This window comes from Pseudoalteromonas sp. CNC9-20 (assembly GCF_022347875.1).
Taxonomy (GTDB): Bacteria; Pseudomonadota; Gammaproteobacteria; order Enterobacterales; family Alteromonadaceae; genus Pseudoalteromonas; species Pseudoalteromonas ruthenica.
This window is the reverse complement of sequence record NZ_JAKRFS010000001.1, coordinates 114,720-130,960: the sequence shown is the minus strand read 5'-3', so window position 1 is coordinate 130,960 and position 16,241 is coordinate 114,720. Positions and strand designations below refer to the sequence as shown.

19 protein-coding genes are annotated in these 16,241 nt (G+C 46.2%); 7 read left to right on the top strand and 12 right to left on the bottom strand.

The window, feature by feature from the left end:
• Positions 1–15 precede the first annotated feature (15 nt).
• Together dapD and MHM89_RS00590 are read left to right on the top strand one after the other, a co-directional pair.
• Positions 16–840 (top strand): 2,3,4,5-tetrahydropyridine-2,6-dicarboxylate N-succinyltransferase, encoded by an 825-nt coding sequence (gene dapD, locus MHM89_RS00595; RefSeq protein WP_026111377.1) that lies wholly within the window; start codon positions 16–18, stop codon positions 838–840.
• A gap of 122 nt (positions 841–962) precedes the next feature.
• Positions 963–2,012 (top strand): LD-carboxypeptidase, encoded by a 1,050-nt coding sequence (locus MHM89_RS00590; RefSeq protein ID WP_239407826.1) that lies wholly within the window; start codon positions 963–965, stop codon positions 2,010–2,012.
• Between the two features lie 52 nt (positions 2,013–2,064).
• Here MHM89_RS00590 and MHM89_RS00585 read toward each other — a convergent pair whose 3' ends face one another.
• The 4 genes from MHM89_RS00585 to MHM89_RS00570 all read right to left on the bottom strand — a co-directional run bounded on the left by MHM89_RS00585 (position 2,065) and on the right by MHM89_RS00570 (position 4,447).
• Positions 2,065–2,226: a hypothetical protein gene (locus MHM89_RS00585; RefSeq protein WP_022946748.1), complete on the bottom strand. Its 162-nt coding sequence runs from the start codon at positions 2,224–2,226 to the stop codon at positions 2,065–2,067.
• A gap of 18 nt (positions 2,227–2,244) precedes the next feature.
• Positions 2,245–2,988 carry a putative DNA-binding domain-containing protein gene (locus MHM89_RS00580; RefSeq protein WP_138509038.1) on the bottom strand — a complete coding sequence of 248 codons (744 nt, stop codon included), beginning with the start codon at positions 2,986–2,988 and terminating at the stop codon, positions 2,245–2,247.
• A 2-nt stretch (positions 2,989–2,990) separates the two neighbouring features.
• Positions 2,991–3,836: a DUF692 domain-containing protein gene (locus tag MHM89_RS00575; protein ID WP_022946746.1), complete on the bottom strand. Its 846-nt coding sequence runs from the start codon at positions 3,834–3,836 to the stop codon at positions 2,991–2,993.
• Between the two features lie 80 nt (positions 3,837–3,916).
• Positions 3,917–4,447 (bottom strand): hypothetical protein, encoded by a 531-nt coding sequence (locus MHM89_RS00570; RefSeq protein WP_239407825.1) that lies wholly within the window; start codon positions 4,445–4,447, stop codon positions 3,917–3,919.
• Positions 4,448–4,635: 188 nt separating this feature from the next.
• On the opposite strand from MHM89_RS00570, the gene MHM89_RS00565 reads away from it, so the two are divergent.
• Together MHM89_RS00565 and MHM89_RS00560 are read left to right on the top strand one after the other, a co-directional pair.
• Positions 4,636–5,592, top strand: coding sequence for a tRNA-dihydrouridine synthase (locus tag MHM89_RS00565; RefSeq protein ID WP_239407824.1), 957 nt, complete (start codon positions 4,636–4,638; stop codon positions 5,590–5,592).
• A gap of 103 nt (positions 5,593–5,695) precedes the next feature.
• Complete coding sequence (locus MHM89_RS00560) at positions 5,696–6,067, top strand: TraR/DksA C4-type zinc finger protein (RefSeq protein ID WP_138509042.1); 372 nt, start codon at positions 5,696–5,698, stop codon at positions 6,065–6,067.
• Here the strand turns inward: MHM89_RS00560 and MHM89_RS00555 are convergent.
• The 7 genes from MHM89_RS00555 to MHM89_RS00525 form a co-directional block, all read right to left on the bottom strand.
• Positions 6,036–7,016, bottom strand: coding sequence for a hypothetical protein (locus MHM89_RS00555; RefSeq protein WP_239407823.1), 981 nt, complete (start codon positions 7,014–7,016; stop codon positions 6,036–6,038). The two genes, MHM89_RS00560 and MHM89_RS00555, sit on opposite strands and share 32 nt — an antisense overlap.
• An 80-nt stretch (positions 7,017–7,096) precedes the next feature.
• Positions 7,097–8,362 carry a tetratricopeptide repeat protein gene (locus MHM89_RS00550; RefSeq protein WP_022946741.1) on the bottom strand — a complete coding sequence of 422 codons (1,266 nt, stop codon included), beginning with the start codon at positions 8,360–8,362 and terminating at the stop codon, positions 7,097–7,099.
• A gap of 12 nt (positions 8,363–8,374) precedes the next feature.
• Positions 8,375–8,992 carry an energy transducer TonB gene (locus MHM89_RS00545; protein ID WP_022946740.1) on the bottom strand — a complete coding sequence of 206 codons (618 nt, stop codon included), beginning with the start codon at positions 8,990–8,992 and terminating at the stop codon, positions 8,375–8,377.
• A complete protein-coding gene (locus MHM89_RS00540) occupies positions 8,992–9,393 on the bottom strand; it encodes a biopolymer transporter ExbD (RefSeq protein WP_053910968.1) in 402 nt (133 codons plus the stop codon). Before MHM89_RS00540 ends, MHM89_RS00545 begins: the two co-directional genes overlap by 1 nt.
• Before the next feature lie 14 nt (positions 9,394–9,407).
• A complete protein-coding gene (locus tag MHM89_RS00535) occupies positions 9,408–9,932 on the bottom strand; it encodes a MotA/TolQ/ExbB proton channel family protein (RefSeq protein WP_045979764.1) in 525 nt (174 codons plus the stop codon).
• Positions 9,932–11,296 carry a MotA/TolQ/ExbB proton channel family protein gene (locus MHM89_RS00530; RefSeq protein WP_022946737.1) on the bottom strand — a complete coding sequence of 455 codons (1,365 nt, stop codon included), beginning with the start codon at positions 11,294–11,296 and terminating at the stop codon, positions 9,932–9,934. Before MHM89_RS00530 ends, MHM89_RS00535 begins: the two co-directional genes overlap by 1 nt.
• A 6-nt stretch (positions 11,297–11,302) precedes the next feature.
• A complete protein-coding gene (locus MHM89_RS00525; RefSeq protein ID WP_026111376.1) occupies positions 11,303–12,073 on the bottom strand; it encodes a DUF3450 domain-containing protein in 771 nt (256 codons plus the stop codon).
• Positions 12,074–12,510: 437 nt separating this feature from the next.
• On the opposite strand from MHM89_RS00525, the gene MHM89_RS00520 reads away from it, so the two are divergent.
• The 3 genes from MHM89_RS00520 to MHM89_RS00510 all read left to right on the top strand — a co-directional run bounded on the left by MHM89_RS00520 (position 12,511) and on the right by MHM89_RS00510 (position 14,586).
• Positions 12,511–13,743, top strand: a complete 1,233-nt coding sequence (locus MHM89_RS00520; protein WP_239407822.1) for a DUF547 domain-containing protein — start codon at positions 12,511–12,513, stop codon at positions 13,741–13,743.
• Positions 13,744–14,079: 336 nt separating this feature from the next.
• The gene (locus MHM89_RS00515; RefSeq protein ID WP_239407821.1) at positions 14,080–14,334 is read left to right on the top strand and encodes a 2OG-Fe(II) oxygenase family protein; all 255 of its coding nucleotides are present in this window, start codon (positions 14,080–14,082) and stop codon (positions 14,332–14,334) included.
• A gap of 6 nt (positions 14,335–14,340) precedes the next feature.
• A complete protein-coding gene (locus MHM89_RS00510) occupies positions 14,341–14,586 on the top strand; it encodes a putative 2OG-Fe(II) oxygenase (RefSeq protein WP_343224212.1) in 246 nt (81 codons plus the stop codon).
• A 6-nt stretch (positions 14,587–14,592) separates the two neighbouring features.
• Here the strand turns inward: MHM89_RS00510 and MHM89_RS00505 are convergent, their stop codons facing one another.
• Positions 14,593–16,227, bottom strand: a complete 1,635-nt coding sequence (locus MHM89_RS00505) for a sulfotransferase (RefSeq protein WP_239407819.1) — start codon at positions 16,225–16,227, stop codon at positions 14,593–14,595.
• Positions 16,228–16,241 lie beyond the last annotated feature (14 nt).

Below are 16,241 nucleotides of genomic sequence, written 5' to 3'. Positions count from 1 at the left end.
ACTAATGAGGACACCATGGCAGATTTAAAAACCCTTATTGAAAACGCGTGGGAAAACCGTGACGCGATTAGCCCAAGTACGGTTGATGCTGATGTAAAAAACGCGATAGATACGGTATTGGAGCGTTTGGATAAAGGTGATGCTCGGGTGGCTGAAAAGCTCTCGGGTGAGTGGGTGGTGCACCAATGGCTTAAAAAAGCGGTGCTGTTGTCTTTTCGGATCCGTGACAACCAGCCTATTAGCGATGGCGTTAATCAGTTCTACGATAAGGTGCCACTTAAGTTTAGCGACTACAGCAGCGAGCAATTTCAACGTGAAGGCATGCGTGTAGTGCCCAACGCCGTTGCACGCAAAGGCAGCTATATTGGTAAGAACGTCGTTCTGATGCCTTCTTACACTAATATTGGTGCTTATGTCGATGACGGTACCATGGTCGATACATGGGCCACAGTGGGCTCATGCGCGCAAATTGGTAAAAACGTGCACCTTTCCGGGGGCGTCGGTATCGGCGGCGTGCTGGAACCACTGCAGGCTAACCCGACTATCATTGAAGATGACTGCTTTATCGGGGCGCGCTCTGAAATTGTTGAGGGCGTTATTGTCGAGCAAGGCGCGGTCATTTCTATGGGTGTGTACATCTCGCAAAGCACACGTATCTTTGACCGTGAAACCGGGCAAATTCATTATGGTCGCGTTCCAGCCGGAGCCGTTGTAGTGCCTGGGTCCATTCCTAGCAAAGATGGCAGCCATAGCCTGTATGCCGCCGTTATTGTCAAGAAGGTGGACCAACAGACACGCGAGAAAGTTGGCGTCAACGCCCTACTTCGTGGTGTAGAGTAACTGTAAAGCAGCCTTCAGATCACTTTGAGGGCTGCCTTAAAACTATTTTATTCCTGCCAGCTTTTTTATTTGAAATAATTGCTTCATTACGTTACCTATAGTGTAAACGATGAGGCAATACCATGAATAAACGTCACTTCCTGAAAAGCTGTACTGTGCTCGGTGCCGGTGCGCTACTCGCTCCTGCGGCCCAAGCGATTGGTGTGCCAGAGCAAAGCACCTTAGCGACACTGAAACCTAAAGCCTTGCCTACTGATGCAACCATAGGTATAGCTAGCCCCTCAGCAGCCACAGCTGAACATAAAGACATCATATTAGCGCAGCAGTTAATCAAAGCACTGGGTTATCGCGTCAAGCTCAGCCCCCATATCATGGCGCGGCGTGGGCATTTAGCGGGTCTAGATCAACAGCGCGCTGACGACCTTAACGGCTTTTTTGCCGACCCCAATGTTGATGCCATCGTATGCTTGCGCGGCGGCTCTGGCGCTGCACGCATTTTGCCACTGCTCGACTACCAGGTTATCAAGGCTAACCCTAAGCCCTTACTGGGCTACTCTGATATCACTGCACTGCATAACGCCCTGCTTGCTAAAACTGGGTTGATCAGCTTCCACGGTCCCAACGCCACAAGCCAGTGGAATCCCTTTAATGTACACCAATTTAAACAGTTATTTGTTCACCGCGAGCGAGTGCTATACCAAAATTTAGACAAAGCTGATGATGAGCTTGTTAATCGTCACTACCTCACCCAAACCATTACCTCAGGACAATCGCAAGGACACCTTATCGGCGGTAATTTATCCGTACTGTCGGCGCTTGCGGGCAGTGACTATTTACCCAATTTTGAGGGCGCGATTTTATTTTTAGAGGATATTGATGAAGCGCCTTATCGCATTGACCGAATGATGAGTACACTCAAGCTCATGGGCGCATTGAATAAGATTAACGGCTTCGTGTTTGGTGATTGCAACCAATGTCAGCCTGGCAGTGGGTATGGGTCGTTAACGCTGGAACAAATCTGGGCTGATTACATTGCCCCGCTGAACATTCCAGCCTATCACGGAGCCATGATCGGCCATATTGATCGCCAATTTATTTTACCTGTAGGTGCCCAAGTTAAGCTTGACGCGGACCAAGGCAGTATCCGTGTTTTAGAAGAGGTGTTTAGTTAAACTAAAAAGCCCCGAATAACACGGGGCTTCAATTTCTTCGTATGTACTGTGATTAGGCGGCCAAAGATGTGGCCCAACCTAGAATGGCATTTAAGCAACCAATGCCAGCAAATACAGCGATAAACGCGACGAAATATTTAAAGTTGAAAGGGTCTTTAAAATCACCTTTTTGCGCCATCTTCATTACCTCTTTAAGCACGATAAAACGGCGCATATAATAATCGAATCGAGGTTAACAATCCAGCGTTTGCAGTACTTGACGCTGCGCCAGTTGCTCTGCAATTTGTAGGGCTCCCTGATAAAGCTGCTGATAATTAAATTGCGGCGCCTGGCGCTGTAACGCTTCACATACTTGCGCTAAGGTCATGCCTGGTTGCTGTGAAAGGGTATCAAGCAATAACGCGGTCATCATGTTTAAGGCGAGAAACTGCACCTCATCTTGTTGGTCGCGATAAACACAAATATAGCTGGGCTGTTCATCCGCTTGCTGCGGCTGATTATCCACCGAGATGGTTTGTACAGGGAAGTGATAACACACTACTTGCGCGGTTTCACTCATATACAAAGGTTGCTTTTGCACATTAAAAAGCGGCTTTAACTGGCCACTGTCTTGTGCACTAGACACTGCCAACTCCACCCACTCGTAATGGGCTAACTCTTGTAAAAAAGGCGGATCGCTGTGTTGTAACTCATACTGCTGTGCCAAAAACAGTACAAATTCTTTAGAAATATCCAAAAAATAGGGAGATGTGGCGTGATGGCTAGCAAAAAATCGACGTACTAACTGCTGCCACCGCTGATCATCGTACAAGCTTCGCAGCACAGGAAAGCCACTTTCTAAAAAGCCGTTGACGTTATTGAAAAACAACTCACGATAAATTTTCATTCGCCGGTCTTCAACATCTGCGGGGCGCGGATTAGCTTCGGGGTCGCGAATATGGGCGCTAAATTGCTTCTGTAGTTGTTGAAACTGCATGATCAGGCTCTTTGCTGTTGGGCTAAAAAAGGCTGTTGGATATCAGCGATGGTATCGATTTCTTTAAGTAGTTGGCTAAGTGGTGGAATATTAAAGTCCCGCTCTAATAACGTTGGCTGTACACCGTGCAACTCATAGGCTCGCCTGAGCAGCTGCCAGACGGGGTCGATCACATCAGCGCCATGGGTATCGACAATTAAATCTTCAGCCTCGTTATAGTGCCCAGCCACATGCATGTAGGCGATCCGCTCGCTGGGGAGACCGGCCAAGAACTGCTCGGCATCATAGCCATGATTTACTGAGTTCACATAAATATTATTAACATCAAGCAGCAACTGGCAATCGGCCTCTGCCAATATACGCTGAGTAAATTCAAGTTCTGTAAGCTGCTGCCCTGGCGCACCATAGTAAGACACATTTTCAATGACTAAAGGACGCTCTAATACATCTTGCACCTGGCGGATCCGCGCAGCGACATAGCTTATCGACTCCTCTGTGAAAGGAATGGGCATCAAATCATACATATGACCATCGGCGGAGCAATAACTGAGGTGCTCGCTGTAAAGGCGAATATCGTGCACATCAAAAAACTGCTTCAGATCTTTTAAAAACGCCACATCCAAAGGATCGGGCGAGCCCAATGATAAAGATAAACCATGGCAAATGAACGGATGACGCTCTGTGAGCGCACGAAACTGCTTGCCAAGCTTACCACCTAGACGCAACCAGTTCTCAGGGGCGACCTCCATAAAGCCAATTTGCTTAGGAATATGATTAAGCATATCGCTCAGCATTTCACGACGTAGACCCAGGCCCACATTAGCTAATGGCGCTGACTGCTGCAACATATTGCACTCCTTAAAGTGTACAAGCCGCTCTACGGCGGCTTGTTAGGTACTACGGGTAATTAACGATAGTTCACGGCTGATTAGCTGTGACCACCGCATTTGCCTTCACCACACTTACCTTCTTTACCTTTGGCTTCACCGCCACATTTACCTTCGCCGCACTTGCCCTCTTTGCCTTTGGCTTCACCGCCGCACTTACCTTCGCCGCACTTGCCTTCTTTGCCTTTGGCATGACCGTGACCGCCACATTTGCCTTCACCGCACTTGCCTTCTTTGCTTTTGGCTTCACCGCCGCATTTACCTTCGCCACACTTGCCTTCTTTACCTTTGGCATGACCGTGACCGCCACATTTGCCTTCACCGCACTTGCCTTCTTTGCCTTTGGCTTCACCGCCGCATTTACCTTCGCCGCACTTGCCTTCTTTGCCTTTGGCTTCGCCGCCGCACTTACCTTCACCACATTTACCCTCTGCTGCGTCAAGCTGGTATCCTGCAACCATCTCTTGCATTTCAAATGGGTTGGCCTGTGCATCAGTTGCAGTCACAGCCGCACCCGATGCAACAACAGCACCTAAGGTTAAGGCGATGGAGTTCTTTTTTAAATTATTCATGCTTTAGCTCTCTCTCGGTTGGTAGCATTCAACAGATCAGACCCGAATGCATCCTGGATCCTTTCAAATTATTTTTAAATTTTTATGTGGTATATCGATTACCAGAATAACTATGGCGCGATATAGGTATTTTATCAATAGCGACGAACGGGTTAGAATACGCGCCCAGCTAGCAGTGAAGGTCATATATGAAACTAATTTTAGCCCCCATGGAAGGCGTTGTTGATTTTAAAATGCGCCAACTACTTACCGATATTGGCGGCTTTGACCTCTGTGTGACCGAGTTTGTGCGGGTAGTCAATCAGCGATTACCGCGCCGTGTTTTCTTACGCTATTGCCCTGAGCTACTCAACGGCGGTTATACGCGTGCAGGAACGCCCGTGAGGATTCAACTACTTGGACAGCATCCACAGTGCCTGGCAGAAAATGCGATTAAGGCTATAGAGCTCGGCTCTCATGGCATTGACCTTAACTTTGGCTGCCCAGCAAAAACGGTCAATAAAAGTAAAGGCGGCGCCGTACTACTCAAAGAGCCCGAACAGCTTTATCAAATCGTTAAAACAGTACGTGAAGCAGTAGCACAAGAACACAAGGTAACCGCTAAGGTACGCTTGGGCTTTGACGATACCTCACGTAGTAGTGAAATTTTTGATGCTGTTGTGCAAGCAGGCGCAGACAGTATTGCTATCCATGCCCGCACTAAACGCGACGGCTATCGCCCTCCCGCTTATTGGCACTTGCTGGCACCGCTGGTGCAGCGTAAGGCTGATATTGAAATTGTTGCAAACGGAGAGATTTGGAGCCTCGACGATGCTCATAGTGCGAGAAATCAAAGCTTATGCCAACACCTGATGCTCGGTCGCGGCGCGCTTGCAATGCCAGACTTAGCGGCTTGGATCAAAGCCGCAGACCAAAACAAAATACATGAGAAAATGACTTGGCACGATGTGCTTTACCATATTATTCACTCATCCATGCACGATGACGACACCAAAGCGAAGCGTTATTTTGCCAACAGAACTAAACAGTGGTTAGGGTATCTACGACGAACTTACCATCAAGCAGATCAGCTATTTGATGATATTCGTCGACTACATGATAAGGACGAAGTGCTCGCACAATTACAGCACCACGCTCAACGATGATAAAAAATATCTGCTAAATTCGCCAAGGTTGATCCTTGTCATGTTCCCAAGTTTGAATATTGGCCACAATAAAAGTCAATTCAAGGCAAACACGGGGCGATTTATGAGTATCCTCACCCATGACTTCGAGCAACAGGTTTCTCAGGCGCTTGCGGATGCGCGCAGACAACTCTTGGCAAAGCTACAACAAGCTTCACAAGTCCATGAAAGAAGACTGCATGCTAAGCTTACCAACGAGCCGGAAAGCGACTGGGTGGCATTACTGAGCGAACATTTAGGCCCAGAATACAAAGACCTCATTATCCGGCTAGAGCGCTTAGAAGCGACTCAGTGCCAGTTTGATTTAGGATTATTTGGCTTTTGCTCTGACTGTGAAGAGCCCATAGAGCCACACCGTCTAGAAAAAGATGTGACGACGCAGCGCTGCGCGCGCTGCGACAGTATCAGTCGCGCGCAATTAAATGGCCATAAATAAAGCTCATTGCTGGATAAGCGACCACCTCATACACCATTTGCTTTGCTCGTCGCTCGCTGACCCCCTGTTTGGCTAGCGACGTTAGCGCCATTTGCTCAGTCCAAAGTTGGCTGTGAATACCTATATCAAGCTCCATATACAAAAGCGCTAACCGCGTTTGTTCCACACTCAAACTCTGTTGCTGAGCCCACAGGCGCTTATTCACATAGCCTTGTCGCCAATCTAGCCCTACATCGCGCTGGTCATTGTCTGGTTGGCGCAAAGGCGCGATGCCATATTCAGAGAGTGTAGCCAGCTTGCTTTGAATTTGCATAAGCCATTTAATCGGCGCCTGCACCTGGTCAGTGTAGTAATTTAGTTTTGCTTGATACCACTGAGTGCCATTTGGCAGCTGACTTAGCCCCAGCTGGTTGCGAGGGCGATAGTTAGCTAAATACTGTTGTAGTTGGGTCGCTGCACTTTTGAGTTTACTGTTATCAGTGAGCTCGATTAACCGCTCTACTTCACCTTGCATCATTGCTAATTCATAGCGATTAACAAAAATTTGGCTTTGTTCACCTTGTTGCAAGCGGCTTTTCACTAACTCAAGCCACTGCGCTGCTTGTTCTTGCGTTTGACTATCTTGCAATGCCTGCTCAGAGCGAAAAATAGCGCTGCTCAGCGGCCAGGGTTGATAGCGACGTACATACCTTTGCTCGGTAATTAAATAGTCCAAGGTTGCGCGCTGTGCCTTGCTGAGCGCCGCTCTATCAAACTGCTGATATAGGTCATGGCGCTGCTTGAGATACGCATCAGAATAAGGCCAAGGCGTTAAGGGGCTGGTTAAATCGCCTGTAAGTTTGGCGTTCAATTGTACTAAGGCCTGCTGCGAAGTAGTTACTGAAATAGATTGAGGCTCAGAGCACCCTGTTGTTAATAAAGCAAGCAAGATTAAGCTGTGTATGCGCACCGCGTATGGCTCCTTAAATAAGCATTGCGTGGAAATAAAAAAGGCCCCAATGAGGGGCCTTTTATTATTGCATAAGGAGCTTAAAGACTCACACCATTACGTTGTGCTTTATCTTTAATGAAGGTTTTCCAACTACGCGCGAATTTACGCGTGCTTGGATCTTCTGCTGCTTTAGTAATCGCAGCGTAGGCTTGCTTATACTTTTCTTGCTGTAGGTAAGCTTCTGCTAAGTCAGAGTAAATAGTCCCTTTCTTATCAGAGCCTTCATCAAGAGCACGCTTCAATAAAACCACTGCTTTATCGAATTGTTCCTCTTGTAAGCGCAAGGCACCGGCTTTACGGAATAGCTCTGCATCGTTATCAAACTCTGCGGCTTCCTCGTAATACTTCGCTGCTGTCTTAATGTTTTTAGCATTATGAAAGTAGCTAGCCATTGCCGTGACATTTTGCTTAATGCGCTTAACCTTACCATCAGTGATGGCCTTCTCCATGTGGAAACCGGCTTTGTAAGGAACGCCTACAAATGAGTAGAGCTGTGCTAACACTTTATAGTCAGTTTCTGATTCAAAGAAACCACTGTCGTAAGCAATATCCATCGTAGTGAGACCTTTTTCATAGTCTTCTACTTGCATATAGAACTTACCAAGGTTAACCCAGGCTTTGCCGTCTGTTGGCCAGGTTTTCACCATACGCTCAAGAATTTTAACTGCTTTATCAAATTCTTTTGCTTCATAGTGAGCTGCCATCAATAACTGAAACGGTGCTTTCTTTGGCTCTTTTTTAGCATTGAGCTCAATAGCACGCTCAGCAGGCTCTACCACATCTTTAAACTGACCAAGCTCATAACTCGCTTGAGCGATACGCGTGTATACAGTGGGATCTTCTTCACCAGTGAAGTCCATCCAGTCGATATACGCTTGCTTTGCTTCTTTGTACTTCTTGATGTTAGCCAACAAGTCACCAAGCAGCTTCATCGCCTGCTCTTGGTCGTTAAAGTTAAGCTCATCTGGCTTGATTGCGTCTTGTGTATACTTAATAGCCAACTGATAGTTGTCTACTTGGGCATACAGCTGACCTAAGTAGCGATCAATAGTCGCACGGTCAAACTCATCAGACGGGTCGAGTTCTTTAAGAACTGCGATTGCGCCGTTGAAGTCTTCTGCATCAACAAACTCAAACGCTTTCATGACCTTCTTACCAGTGCGCTCACTCATGACCTTGGTCTTAGCGTTTTTGCGCTTTTCTATCTCTTCGTAGTTAGGCGCAGCGAATACCGAAGTACTCACTACACTACCAGACAACGAGATAAGCAGAGCGAGTGCAGTCACTTTAGATAGATTTTTCATACTACACTCTCCTTACTGGTCTTGGTTAAGTTTGAAGTCAAGCTGAACAGTGATGCCAGGCTGTTTAACCGGCTTGCCATCAACTACTTTTGGCTTGTACTTCCACTTACGCAAGGCACGCTTAGCTTCACGGTCGAAGATACGACGAGGTTCTGCATCGATTACCTCTACATCTTCTACACCGCCCACTTCGTTAATGGTGAATGAAAGCTGTACCCAGCCTTCTTTACCATCACGCGCGGCTTGCACCGGGTATTTAGGTTCAATTCGAACAAGAGGTGTTGCATCACCATCTCGACCAAATGCACCTGGGCCACTTAGACCACCCGCTGAGCTACCTACATTAACACTTGGCATATTGAAACCGAGTGAACCTGGATTAGGGTTACTATTCTCAGGCTGTGGCGGCTGCGGTTTAGGCGGCTGCTTAGGCGGTGGTGGAGGCGGCGGCGGTACACGCTTACGCTCCTGCACCTTGGATTCAGGTGGATTCGTCATAATTTCGACAACGATCTTCTCTTTCTCGTTGGCTGCCCTGTTATCTCCACCGGAGATTAGGTAAGCCATGAAAAAGAATAAGCCGAAAGTAACTGCCCCACCTGCAATCAGTGAAAACAGAAAACGAATCATTACTTATCTCCAGCGATTGATATCTTATCGATACCTGCAGCTTTAATCTGGTCCATGACCTTCACAACCACACCGTGCTTCGCATCTTTATCCGCTTGGATAATTACGATTTCGGTAGGCTGCTCAGCCAATAGACGTTCAATGTTTGCAGCAACACGCTCGACATCGACCTGACGCTTGTCCATCCAAATTTCACCGTTAGAGCGAATAGCGATGAAGATATTTGCATTCTTCTTCTTAGTCGCTTGCGCTGCTTCCGGTTTATTTACATCAATACCCGCTTCTTTAACGAACGAAGTAGTTACGATAAAGAAGATAAGCATGATGAATACGATGTCCAGCATCGGCGTCATATCGACGGCTGCTTCTTCTTCTTCACGAAAACGTTGTTTACGTGCCATATTCAAATCTCTCTCTAGTGATGAGGCAAGCTATCGACGAGCTTCTCTTTAGCCATTTTTGCACGTGCTTCAAGACGTGTACTAAAGAATACACCCGATAGTGCCGCAACCATTCCAGCCATTGTTGGGATTGTTGCCATTGAAATACCTGATGCCATTAGTCGAGGGTTACCTGTGCCCTGAGTTGCCATGGTTTCGAAAACCGCGATCATCCCAGTTACAGTACCTAATAGACCAATAAGTGGACATACAGCTACCAATGTCTTAATCAACAACATGCGCTCATCTAATTTTTCAGACGCTTCAGAAATCCATGCATCGCGGATTCTGTGTGCGTACCAAGACGTAGTGTCCTGGCGGGCGTCCCACTTCGCTACAATCCCCTTTTTCATTTTCGGGAACTCAGAGAGTAGGAACCAATAGCGCTCAATCATTAAAACCCACATGAGGAAGAGTGCTATCGCGACCACGTATAATACCTGGCCGCCTGTGCCAACAAAATCCCTGATAGATTCCCAAATCTCCATCAGGACTAGCATTAGGCTTTCTCCTTCTCCGCGTGAGCAGCGATAATACCGGCGCTTTGCTCATCAAGAACGTGGATGATTGATTTACTGCGACCAGCAACAATAGCGTGAACTAGGATTAGCGGTAGTGCCGCAATTAGACCTAGAGCTGTGGTTACTAGAGCCATTGAGATTGAACCAGCCATGATCTTCGGATCACCTGTACCGAACAAGGTAATTTGTTGGAAGGTGTTGATCATACCAACAACGGTACCAAGTAGACCTAGTAGCGGCGCGATAGCAGCTAAGATCTTGATGATGTTGATACCCGCTTCGATACGTGGCGTTTCACGTAGAATCGCTTCGTCTAGTTTAAGCTCGAGGTTTTCAACGTCTTGGTTTTTGTTGTCGTGGTAAACTTTAAGAATACGGCCCAGCGGGTTACCTTCTGAAGGTGAGCTGGTGTTCTTAAGCTGACTCTTGATTTTACCTGAAACGATAGTTAGGTCGATTAGGCGCACAACAGCGATAAGTAGACCAATCACTAGTAGTACAGCGATGATGTAACCTACTTCTTCACCTTGGTGGAAGCGCTCTTCAGGTGTAGCTTTTTGCGTGTTCAGACGCAGGATTGAGCCACGAGTTGGATCAATGTAAAAGCCTGTGTACTGGTCTGCTGAAGTACCGATTAGGTCTTTCGCTGAATCAAGTACGAAACCGTCTGGCTGACGACCTAGCGGTTGAATCGCTTGGTTTTCAGCAGAATAAACTAAATAACCGTCATCAGTAATAAGGTTAAAGTTACCGATACGAGTTACTTGCTTAGTTGATGTTGAACCGTCTAGCTCTGAAACTTCAGCTTCGAAAGAAGAAACTTTCGCAGACTCAGTCATTTCAGTTTGTAGGGCAATCCAAAGCTCTTCTAGTTCACGTGTAGTTGGTAGCTCTTTCGCTGCCGCTAGTGAACGAAGAATTTCAGCACGGCCAGGCTTTTCAGCACTAACTAGTGACGCTTCGATTGAACCAATGGTTTCTTGCGCTGCACGACGTACAACACCGAACATCTCACCTAGTGTACCTTTTGCGTTTTCAAGCGCTTGCTCTTTTTCCGCTAGGGTTACTTCGTTTTGAGCATACTCTTTTTGTAGACGCTCGCCACGTGCTTTTTCTGCTGCAAGTTCACGTTTTGCTTGGTTAAGCAACGCTTGCTTGTCAGCGCGTGCAGACAAGAACTCTTGTTCACGCTGTTTGTTTAGTTTGCCTTCAGAGATACGCTCTTTTTTAACTTGATCAAGGATCTGGTCAAGTACTTCTGTGTTTGCATGAGCGTTAAGCGCAGCACCGGCAGAAACTGATAGTACTGCTGCAACAGCAAAACCTTTAAATAGTTTCTTCATTCTCTATTACTCCGCGCCGAAGATTGGAAGTTTAACAAGATCCGGTGCAGCCTGTTTACGGGCCATACGGATTGTCTCTTTAACAGGCTTTAGGAATTCTTCACCCAAAGCTTCCCACTGCTTAGTGCTGTTGTTCCACACCCAAGCATTCTTCTGGTCGAATGATTGCGCAACATAGGCAATACGACCTAGACGTGCGAAGTCTACAGAGATGTCACGACCGTCGATATTTAGGCTACCTTGGTCAGCAACCATTGTCGTGCTGTAGTCTTTCTCAACCATGTATGCTTCAAGTACCTGACGGAACTTCTCTGAAGTCGTTACAGAAGCACTGCTCATGATTTCACGTAGTTTTTCAACGCGAGCTAGGCGATCTTCGGTATTAAACGGAACGTCCGCTTTGATGAATTGCTCAAGCGTATCGATCATGCGATACATCAAAGGCACAACGTTTTGTTTAGTTTTGTCGATACCTGCAATCTGACGCTCTAGTGATTCAATTTGTGAATTTTGATCATCAACTAGACGCTGAACGTGGTCGTTATAGACCTTCATGATTTCAGTTTCATCAACAGTCGCGCGGTAATCAGCGATTAGCTCTTGCGTTTGACCATAGATGTTATCGATTTTAGTTTGAGACTTTTTAGCAGCCGTTTGGATAGTTGCACCCGCTTTGTGGATGTCATTCAACGGATCTGCCATCACATTGTTGCTTGCAAGTGCAGCTGCGCCAACCAACGCAGAAGCTACAAGACTCTTTCTGATTTTAACAGACATAGTTCCCAACCAATTAAGTAATGTTACTTTTTGAATTTTAATTAGCTTGCCTTGTGACAAACCAACCTAGGTATCTTTCTACTGATACCAACTTGCCAATAATGCTAAAAGGTTCCAGTGCTGTCAACTTGATGTTTATCGCAATTTTCCTTGATTTCGTCTTACTTTTTTGGTTTAAACATATTTTTAACAAATCAATTCTACTTATAAGCCGCTATACTGGGCATTGACATAATTTGGAAATGAAAAGTTAAATTTCTTTTTTTTTACAGTAAGTGAGGTATTAGCGGTAAGTTGCTTACTAAGTCAGTCTATATCGGCCATTTGTACCTTTTATAAGTAGTCTCACACCTACTTGGTAGGTATAGGTTAGTTACTCTGTGTTGCTCGCAATCAACATAAGGCAACTATATAACAATAAACAACAAGGACCTTTTATGTTTAGATTCACCACTGTGCTCACCACCGTGCTTATATTTGTATGCAGTGCTCCAAGCTTGGCACAGCAAAATCAGGAGCAAACATTGGCGCAGCAAAATCAGGAGCAAACATTGGCGCAGGCCTTCGGTGGTTTCAAATGGAATTCCCAATTTGAAGTCGCATACGATGATATTGACCAACTGTTAGCGATGACCGTTGTAAACACAGGAATGTCGGATCGCTCGCGCTTGAAAAGCGAGCAAACTATCGGCACGCGCATGACATCGGGTCGTAATAAAGCAACAGCGCTCGAAGCTAATCGCTTTTATTTCGAAGGAGTCAAAAAGTCTGATCTAAAGCTCGCACTCACTAAAATAAGAGAAAGCCTAGAAAACTTACCGCAAGAAATGCCCCTAAGTGAGCTTAATAAGAAAGAGCAGCTCGCCTATTGGCTCAATCTTTATAACATGACTCTGTTAGAGCAGCTGGTTAAGCGTTATCCGCTACACTCATTAGATGATGAAATTGAAGATGAAGGGCTCCTTGACGCTAAACTCATTACCGTTGCGGGCCACCCACTTTCACTCAATGACATCCAGCAACGTATTGTGTATCCCAATTTCTCAGAAAAGCCGAATGTCATCTATGGCTTCTATCAAGGTTACATTGGCAGCCCCAGCCTTCATCCCGCAGCGTTTAAAGGGGCCACTGTATATAAACAACTAGAAAAACGCGCAGAAGAGTTCATTAATTCAAATCGCGGCGCTCAAGTTGATGATGAAATACTTGAAGTGTCGCAGTATTACCGACAAGCCACATTTTATTTCCCTCAGCTTCAAGATGATTTGAAACGCCATATTGCTATTTATGCTAAAGGCCAATTCGAATATGACCTACGTAACGTTGAAAAAGTGGAGATTGAAATTGAAGATTACACACTCGCCGACTTAACCGGTTCAGCCCGCCAAATAGGTAGCGGCGTAGCTAATAATCAGGCAGGAATGCTCGATGCTGTTGTCAATGGTTCTGGTGGACAAGCTACGGGTATGGCGGGCGCGGATGGCGGTTTAGGTGCACAAAACGTGGGCGTGGTATCACAAACTATGCAAACACGCACAGCGAACTTTGGTCGCTTTACTCCTGAGCAAGCAGAAATTCTGCGTAAACTAAAGGAGAAACAGGAATTGGCTGCAGGCTCTGTGGAAATCAAAGATATTGATAAAGTGAAAAAGGAAAAGTCAAAAAACTAAATTTCAAATGCAGCATTGAGACGTTACCATGAAGTGAGATTGACTTCTCAATGCTGTATTGAGCTATTAACGGTGCTCGCGCTTTATCAAAATAAGTATTTTTATACATACCTAGTTTCGAGATGCCGTCAGTTTACACCCTGTACAGCACGTTTCCAAATTAGCCTAACCAACTGCAAAATTAAGCAGGGTTATTAGTACACTGCTGATGAGCAATAGCTGTCGGACTACGAGCACACGGTTAAGATTAAATCATTACCTACGCCTGCTCGCTTTTCTCAATTGTCGGACTTCTTATCTGAACTCTCAGCGCTTTTAACAGCCAAGCACCGTAAAGTGACCAAGCAACCATTAGATCAAAGCGTTGAATTAGGCACACAAACTTCAGGTAACTTGCTGTTTTCTAATTATGTGCTCATAAAAGAATACAAATGGGCATTGCACCTAGCCATTACCGAATATTTAGCATCTCTACCAAGCGAACGTTCACATTCCCTTTATAGAAGTAACTATGGCCAGTTTAAAGTCAATGGCAGTTGGTCGGTACAGCTTGGAAAAGGCGGTTATCATCGCAACCATATCCACCCCTAAAGATGGATTTCAGCCCCGGCTTATATTCAAGTACCGCAGTCAATGCATGAGAACGATCCCACACGAAGTGGGTGGCTGCGCCTTGGAGAAACCTGTTTGAATTTAGGTGAGCGAGAGCAGATAAATAAACTCATTTGCCCTCAGCCGGGGCGGATTATTATTTTCCCAAGCTACCTGTGGCATGGCACCTACCCTATAACCAGCGAACAACCGCGTATCATCTTGCCCACGGACATTATGCCAACCGCTTGAACCGGCTCACAGCAGTTCACTGAAATAAGGGAATGCACGCTGCGCTAAAATCGCCTCTTTATAGTGCTTAAAACGGCCGACGGATGAGCTATACAAAGGCTTTCTAACTTGCCATACGCTTGCAGTTCTGACATGTGAGCGCTGATTATGAAAGCGCTCTGCCTCACCGTCATACTGGATACCTAGCTGAGAAAACAATGTCGTGAGCACTTGCTCCGGCTGCGCTACTAGTTGTTCATACTCGACAGTCATAATGTCATTGCCGTACTGCTGATGCCAATGCGCTTTGAGGCGCTGTTGATGTTCATACATATGGCGAATGTTATCAAGGTCCGTAGCATAGTTAAGGCTCGGCCCCAAGCGCTGAAAGTAAGCAGAAAGGGCGTTGTCTCTTATATCACGTTGCGTCCATATCACTTTTAAGCCGGGGTAGAGCTGCTTTAATATGTCTATATAGAGGTAATTTTCGGGCCGCTTATCAGTAACCCATTTTCGCCCTTTGGCCACACTCACTAACAAGTCATCATACGCTTGAGCGAAATCCGGCGTCCCTGCTTTATTTAGCAATTGAATTGGTTTGTTGGTGAGCTCAAAAAGCTGGCGATGTACAAACTCCAACTCACCACCAGCCTGAATACAGCCGCTAGCGCCTAATATTTGTTCTACTAGGGTCGACCCCGAGCGGAACATACCACAAATGATGATTGGCTGTACTGATGGCGAGTCTTGCGCGGCTAACTGAGATATATGTTCAGCGCGGGCAAAAATATTTTGTTCAGTATGCTCAAGTGAAGCGACATTGAAAGGTGCAAGAGATTGCTTATTGACAGTGTTAGCTTGATAGTAGTGCATCCATGCCTGTTCATACAGTTTCGCATCATCGAGCGCTTTGCCACAACTATAGTGTAAATCACACCTTAGTTGCGCGGGCATATTAGTCATCACATCTTGGCATCGAGTCACATAATTGTGCGCCGACTCAGTATTGAACTGATAAAGGTCCGCAAGTCGCGACAGTGCCAATGGGTGCTGCGCGTCAATGGTCAGTACCTGTTCAAACAATTGCTTTGCAGCACGTCTGTCTCCGGCAAACTCTTTGATCGCAGCGAGGTTAAAGAGTGCATCAACATAATCAGGTTTTAGCTCCAATGCTTTACCTAGCCACTGTTGCGCGGTCTCTGGATCAAGTAACAGCTCGGAGTACACTAACGCCAGATTGAGATGCACCTCATGAGGGTCCTTAATACCGAGCTCTAAGGTGCGCTTAAAGTGCGCTATCGCTATTTTAGGACGTCTCGCCTTGCGGGCGTAATACCCACAATTGAAATGTGCTGTGTCGTCGGTGTCATGACACTGCAGATAACGCTCATACCCAGCACAAATAAAAGCGAAGTCTCCCAAACGCGTACCGAGATCCATAATAACTTGACGGTACTCGCGACTACTCGGGTTTAGTTGCTGTAAACATACAACATAGTTTTTCGCTTCCTCCCAGTGCTGCTCTGCTAAGGCTAAACGCAGTAATTGGCGAAACGCAGGCTCTTTTGTATCGGTTTTCTTAGCCAACTCTTGGAGCAGAGTAATGGCTTGCTTTTTATTGTCTTCTTTTAATAGCGCTGCGGCATGTTGCAAGCTAGTCAAGCGGCCTCCAAAAA

Coding starts and splice junctions, on each gene's coding strand:
- dapD (WP_026111377.1), top strand. CDS start 16: ATGGCAGATTTAAAAACCCTTATTGAAAACGCGTGGGAAAACCGTGAC.
- MHM89_RS00590 (WP_239407826.1), top strand. CDS start 963: ATGAATAAACGTCACTTCCTGAAAAGCTGTACTGTGCTCGGTGCCGGT.
- MHM89_RS00585 (WP_022946748.1), bottom strand. CDS start 2,226: ATGCGCCGTTTTATCGTGCTTAAAGAGGTAATGAAGATGGCGCAAAAA.
- MHM89_RS00580 (WP_138509038.1), bottom strand. CDS start 2,988: ATGCAGTTTCAACAACTACAGAAGCAATTTAGCGCCCATATTCGCGAC.
- MHM89_RS00575 (WP_022946746.1), bottom strand. CDS start 3,836: ATGTTGCAGCAGTCAGCGCCATTAGCTAATGTGGGCCTGGGTCTACGT.
- MHM89_RS00570 (WP_239407825.1), bottom strand. CDS start 4,447: ATGAATAATTTAAAAAAGAACTCCATCGCCTTAACCTTAGGTGCTGTT.
- MHM89_RS00565 (WP_239407824.1), top strand. CDS start 4,636: ATGAAACTAATTTTAGCCCCCATGGAAGGCGTTGTTGATTTTAAAATG.
- MHM89_RS00560 (WP_138509042.1), top strand. CDS start 5,696: ATGAGTATCCTCACCCATGACTTCGAGCAACAGGTTTCTCAGGCGCTT.
- MHM89_RS00550 (WP_022946741.1), bottom strand. CDS start 8,362: ATGAAAAATCTATCTAAAGTGACTGCACTCGCTCTGCTTATCTCGTTG.
- MHM89_RS00545 (WP_022946740.1), bottom strand. CDS start 8,992: ATGATTCGTTTTCTGTTTTCACTGATTGCAGGTGGGGCAGTTACTTTC.
- MHM89_RS00540 (WP_053910968.1), bottom strand. CDS start 9,393: ATGGCACGTAAACAACGTTTTCGTGAAGAAGAAGAAGCAGCCGTCGAT.
- MHM89_RS00535 (WP_045979764.1), bottom strand. CDS start 9,932: ATGCTAGTCCTGATGGAGATTTGGGAATCTATCAGGGATTTTGTTGGC.
- MHM89_RS00530 (WP_022946737.1), bottom strand. CDS start 11,296: ATGAAGAAACTATTTAAAGGTTTTGCTGTTGCAGCAGTACTATCAGTT.
- MHM89_RS00525 (WP_026111376.1), bottom strand. CDS start 12,073: ATGTCTGTTAAAATCAGAAAGAGTCTTGTAGCTTCTGCGTTGGTTGGC.
- MHM89_RS00520 (WP_239407822.1), top strand. CDS start 12,511: ATGTTTAGATTCACCACTGTGCTCACCACCGTGCTTATATTTGTATGC.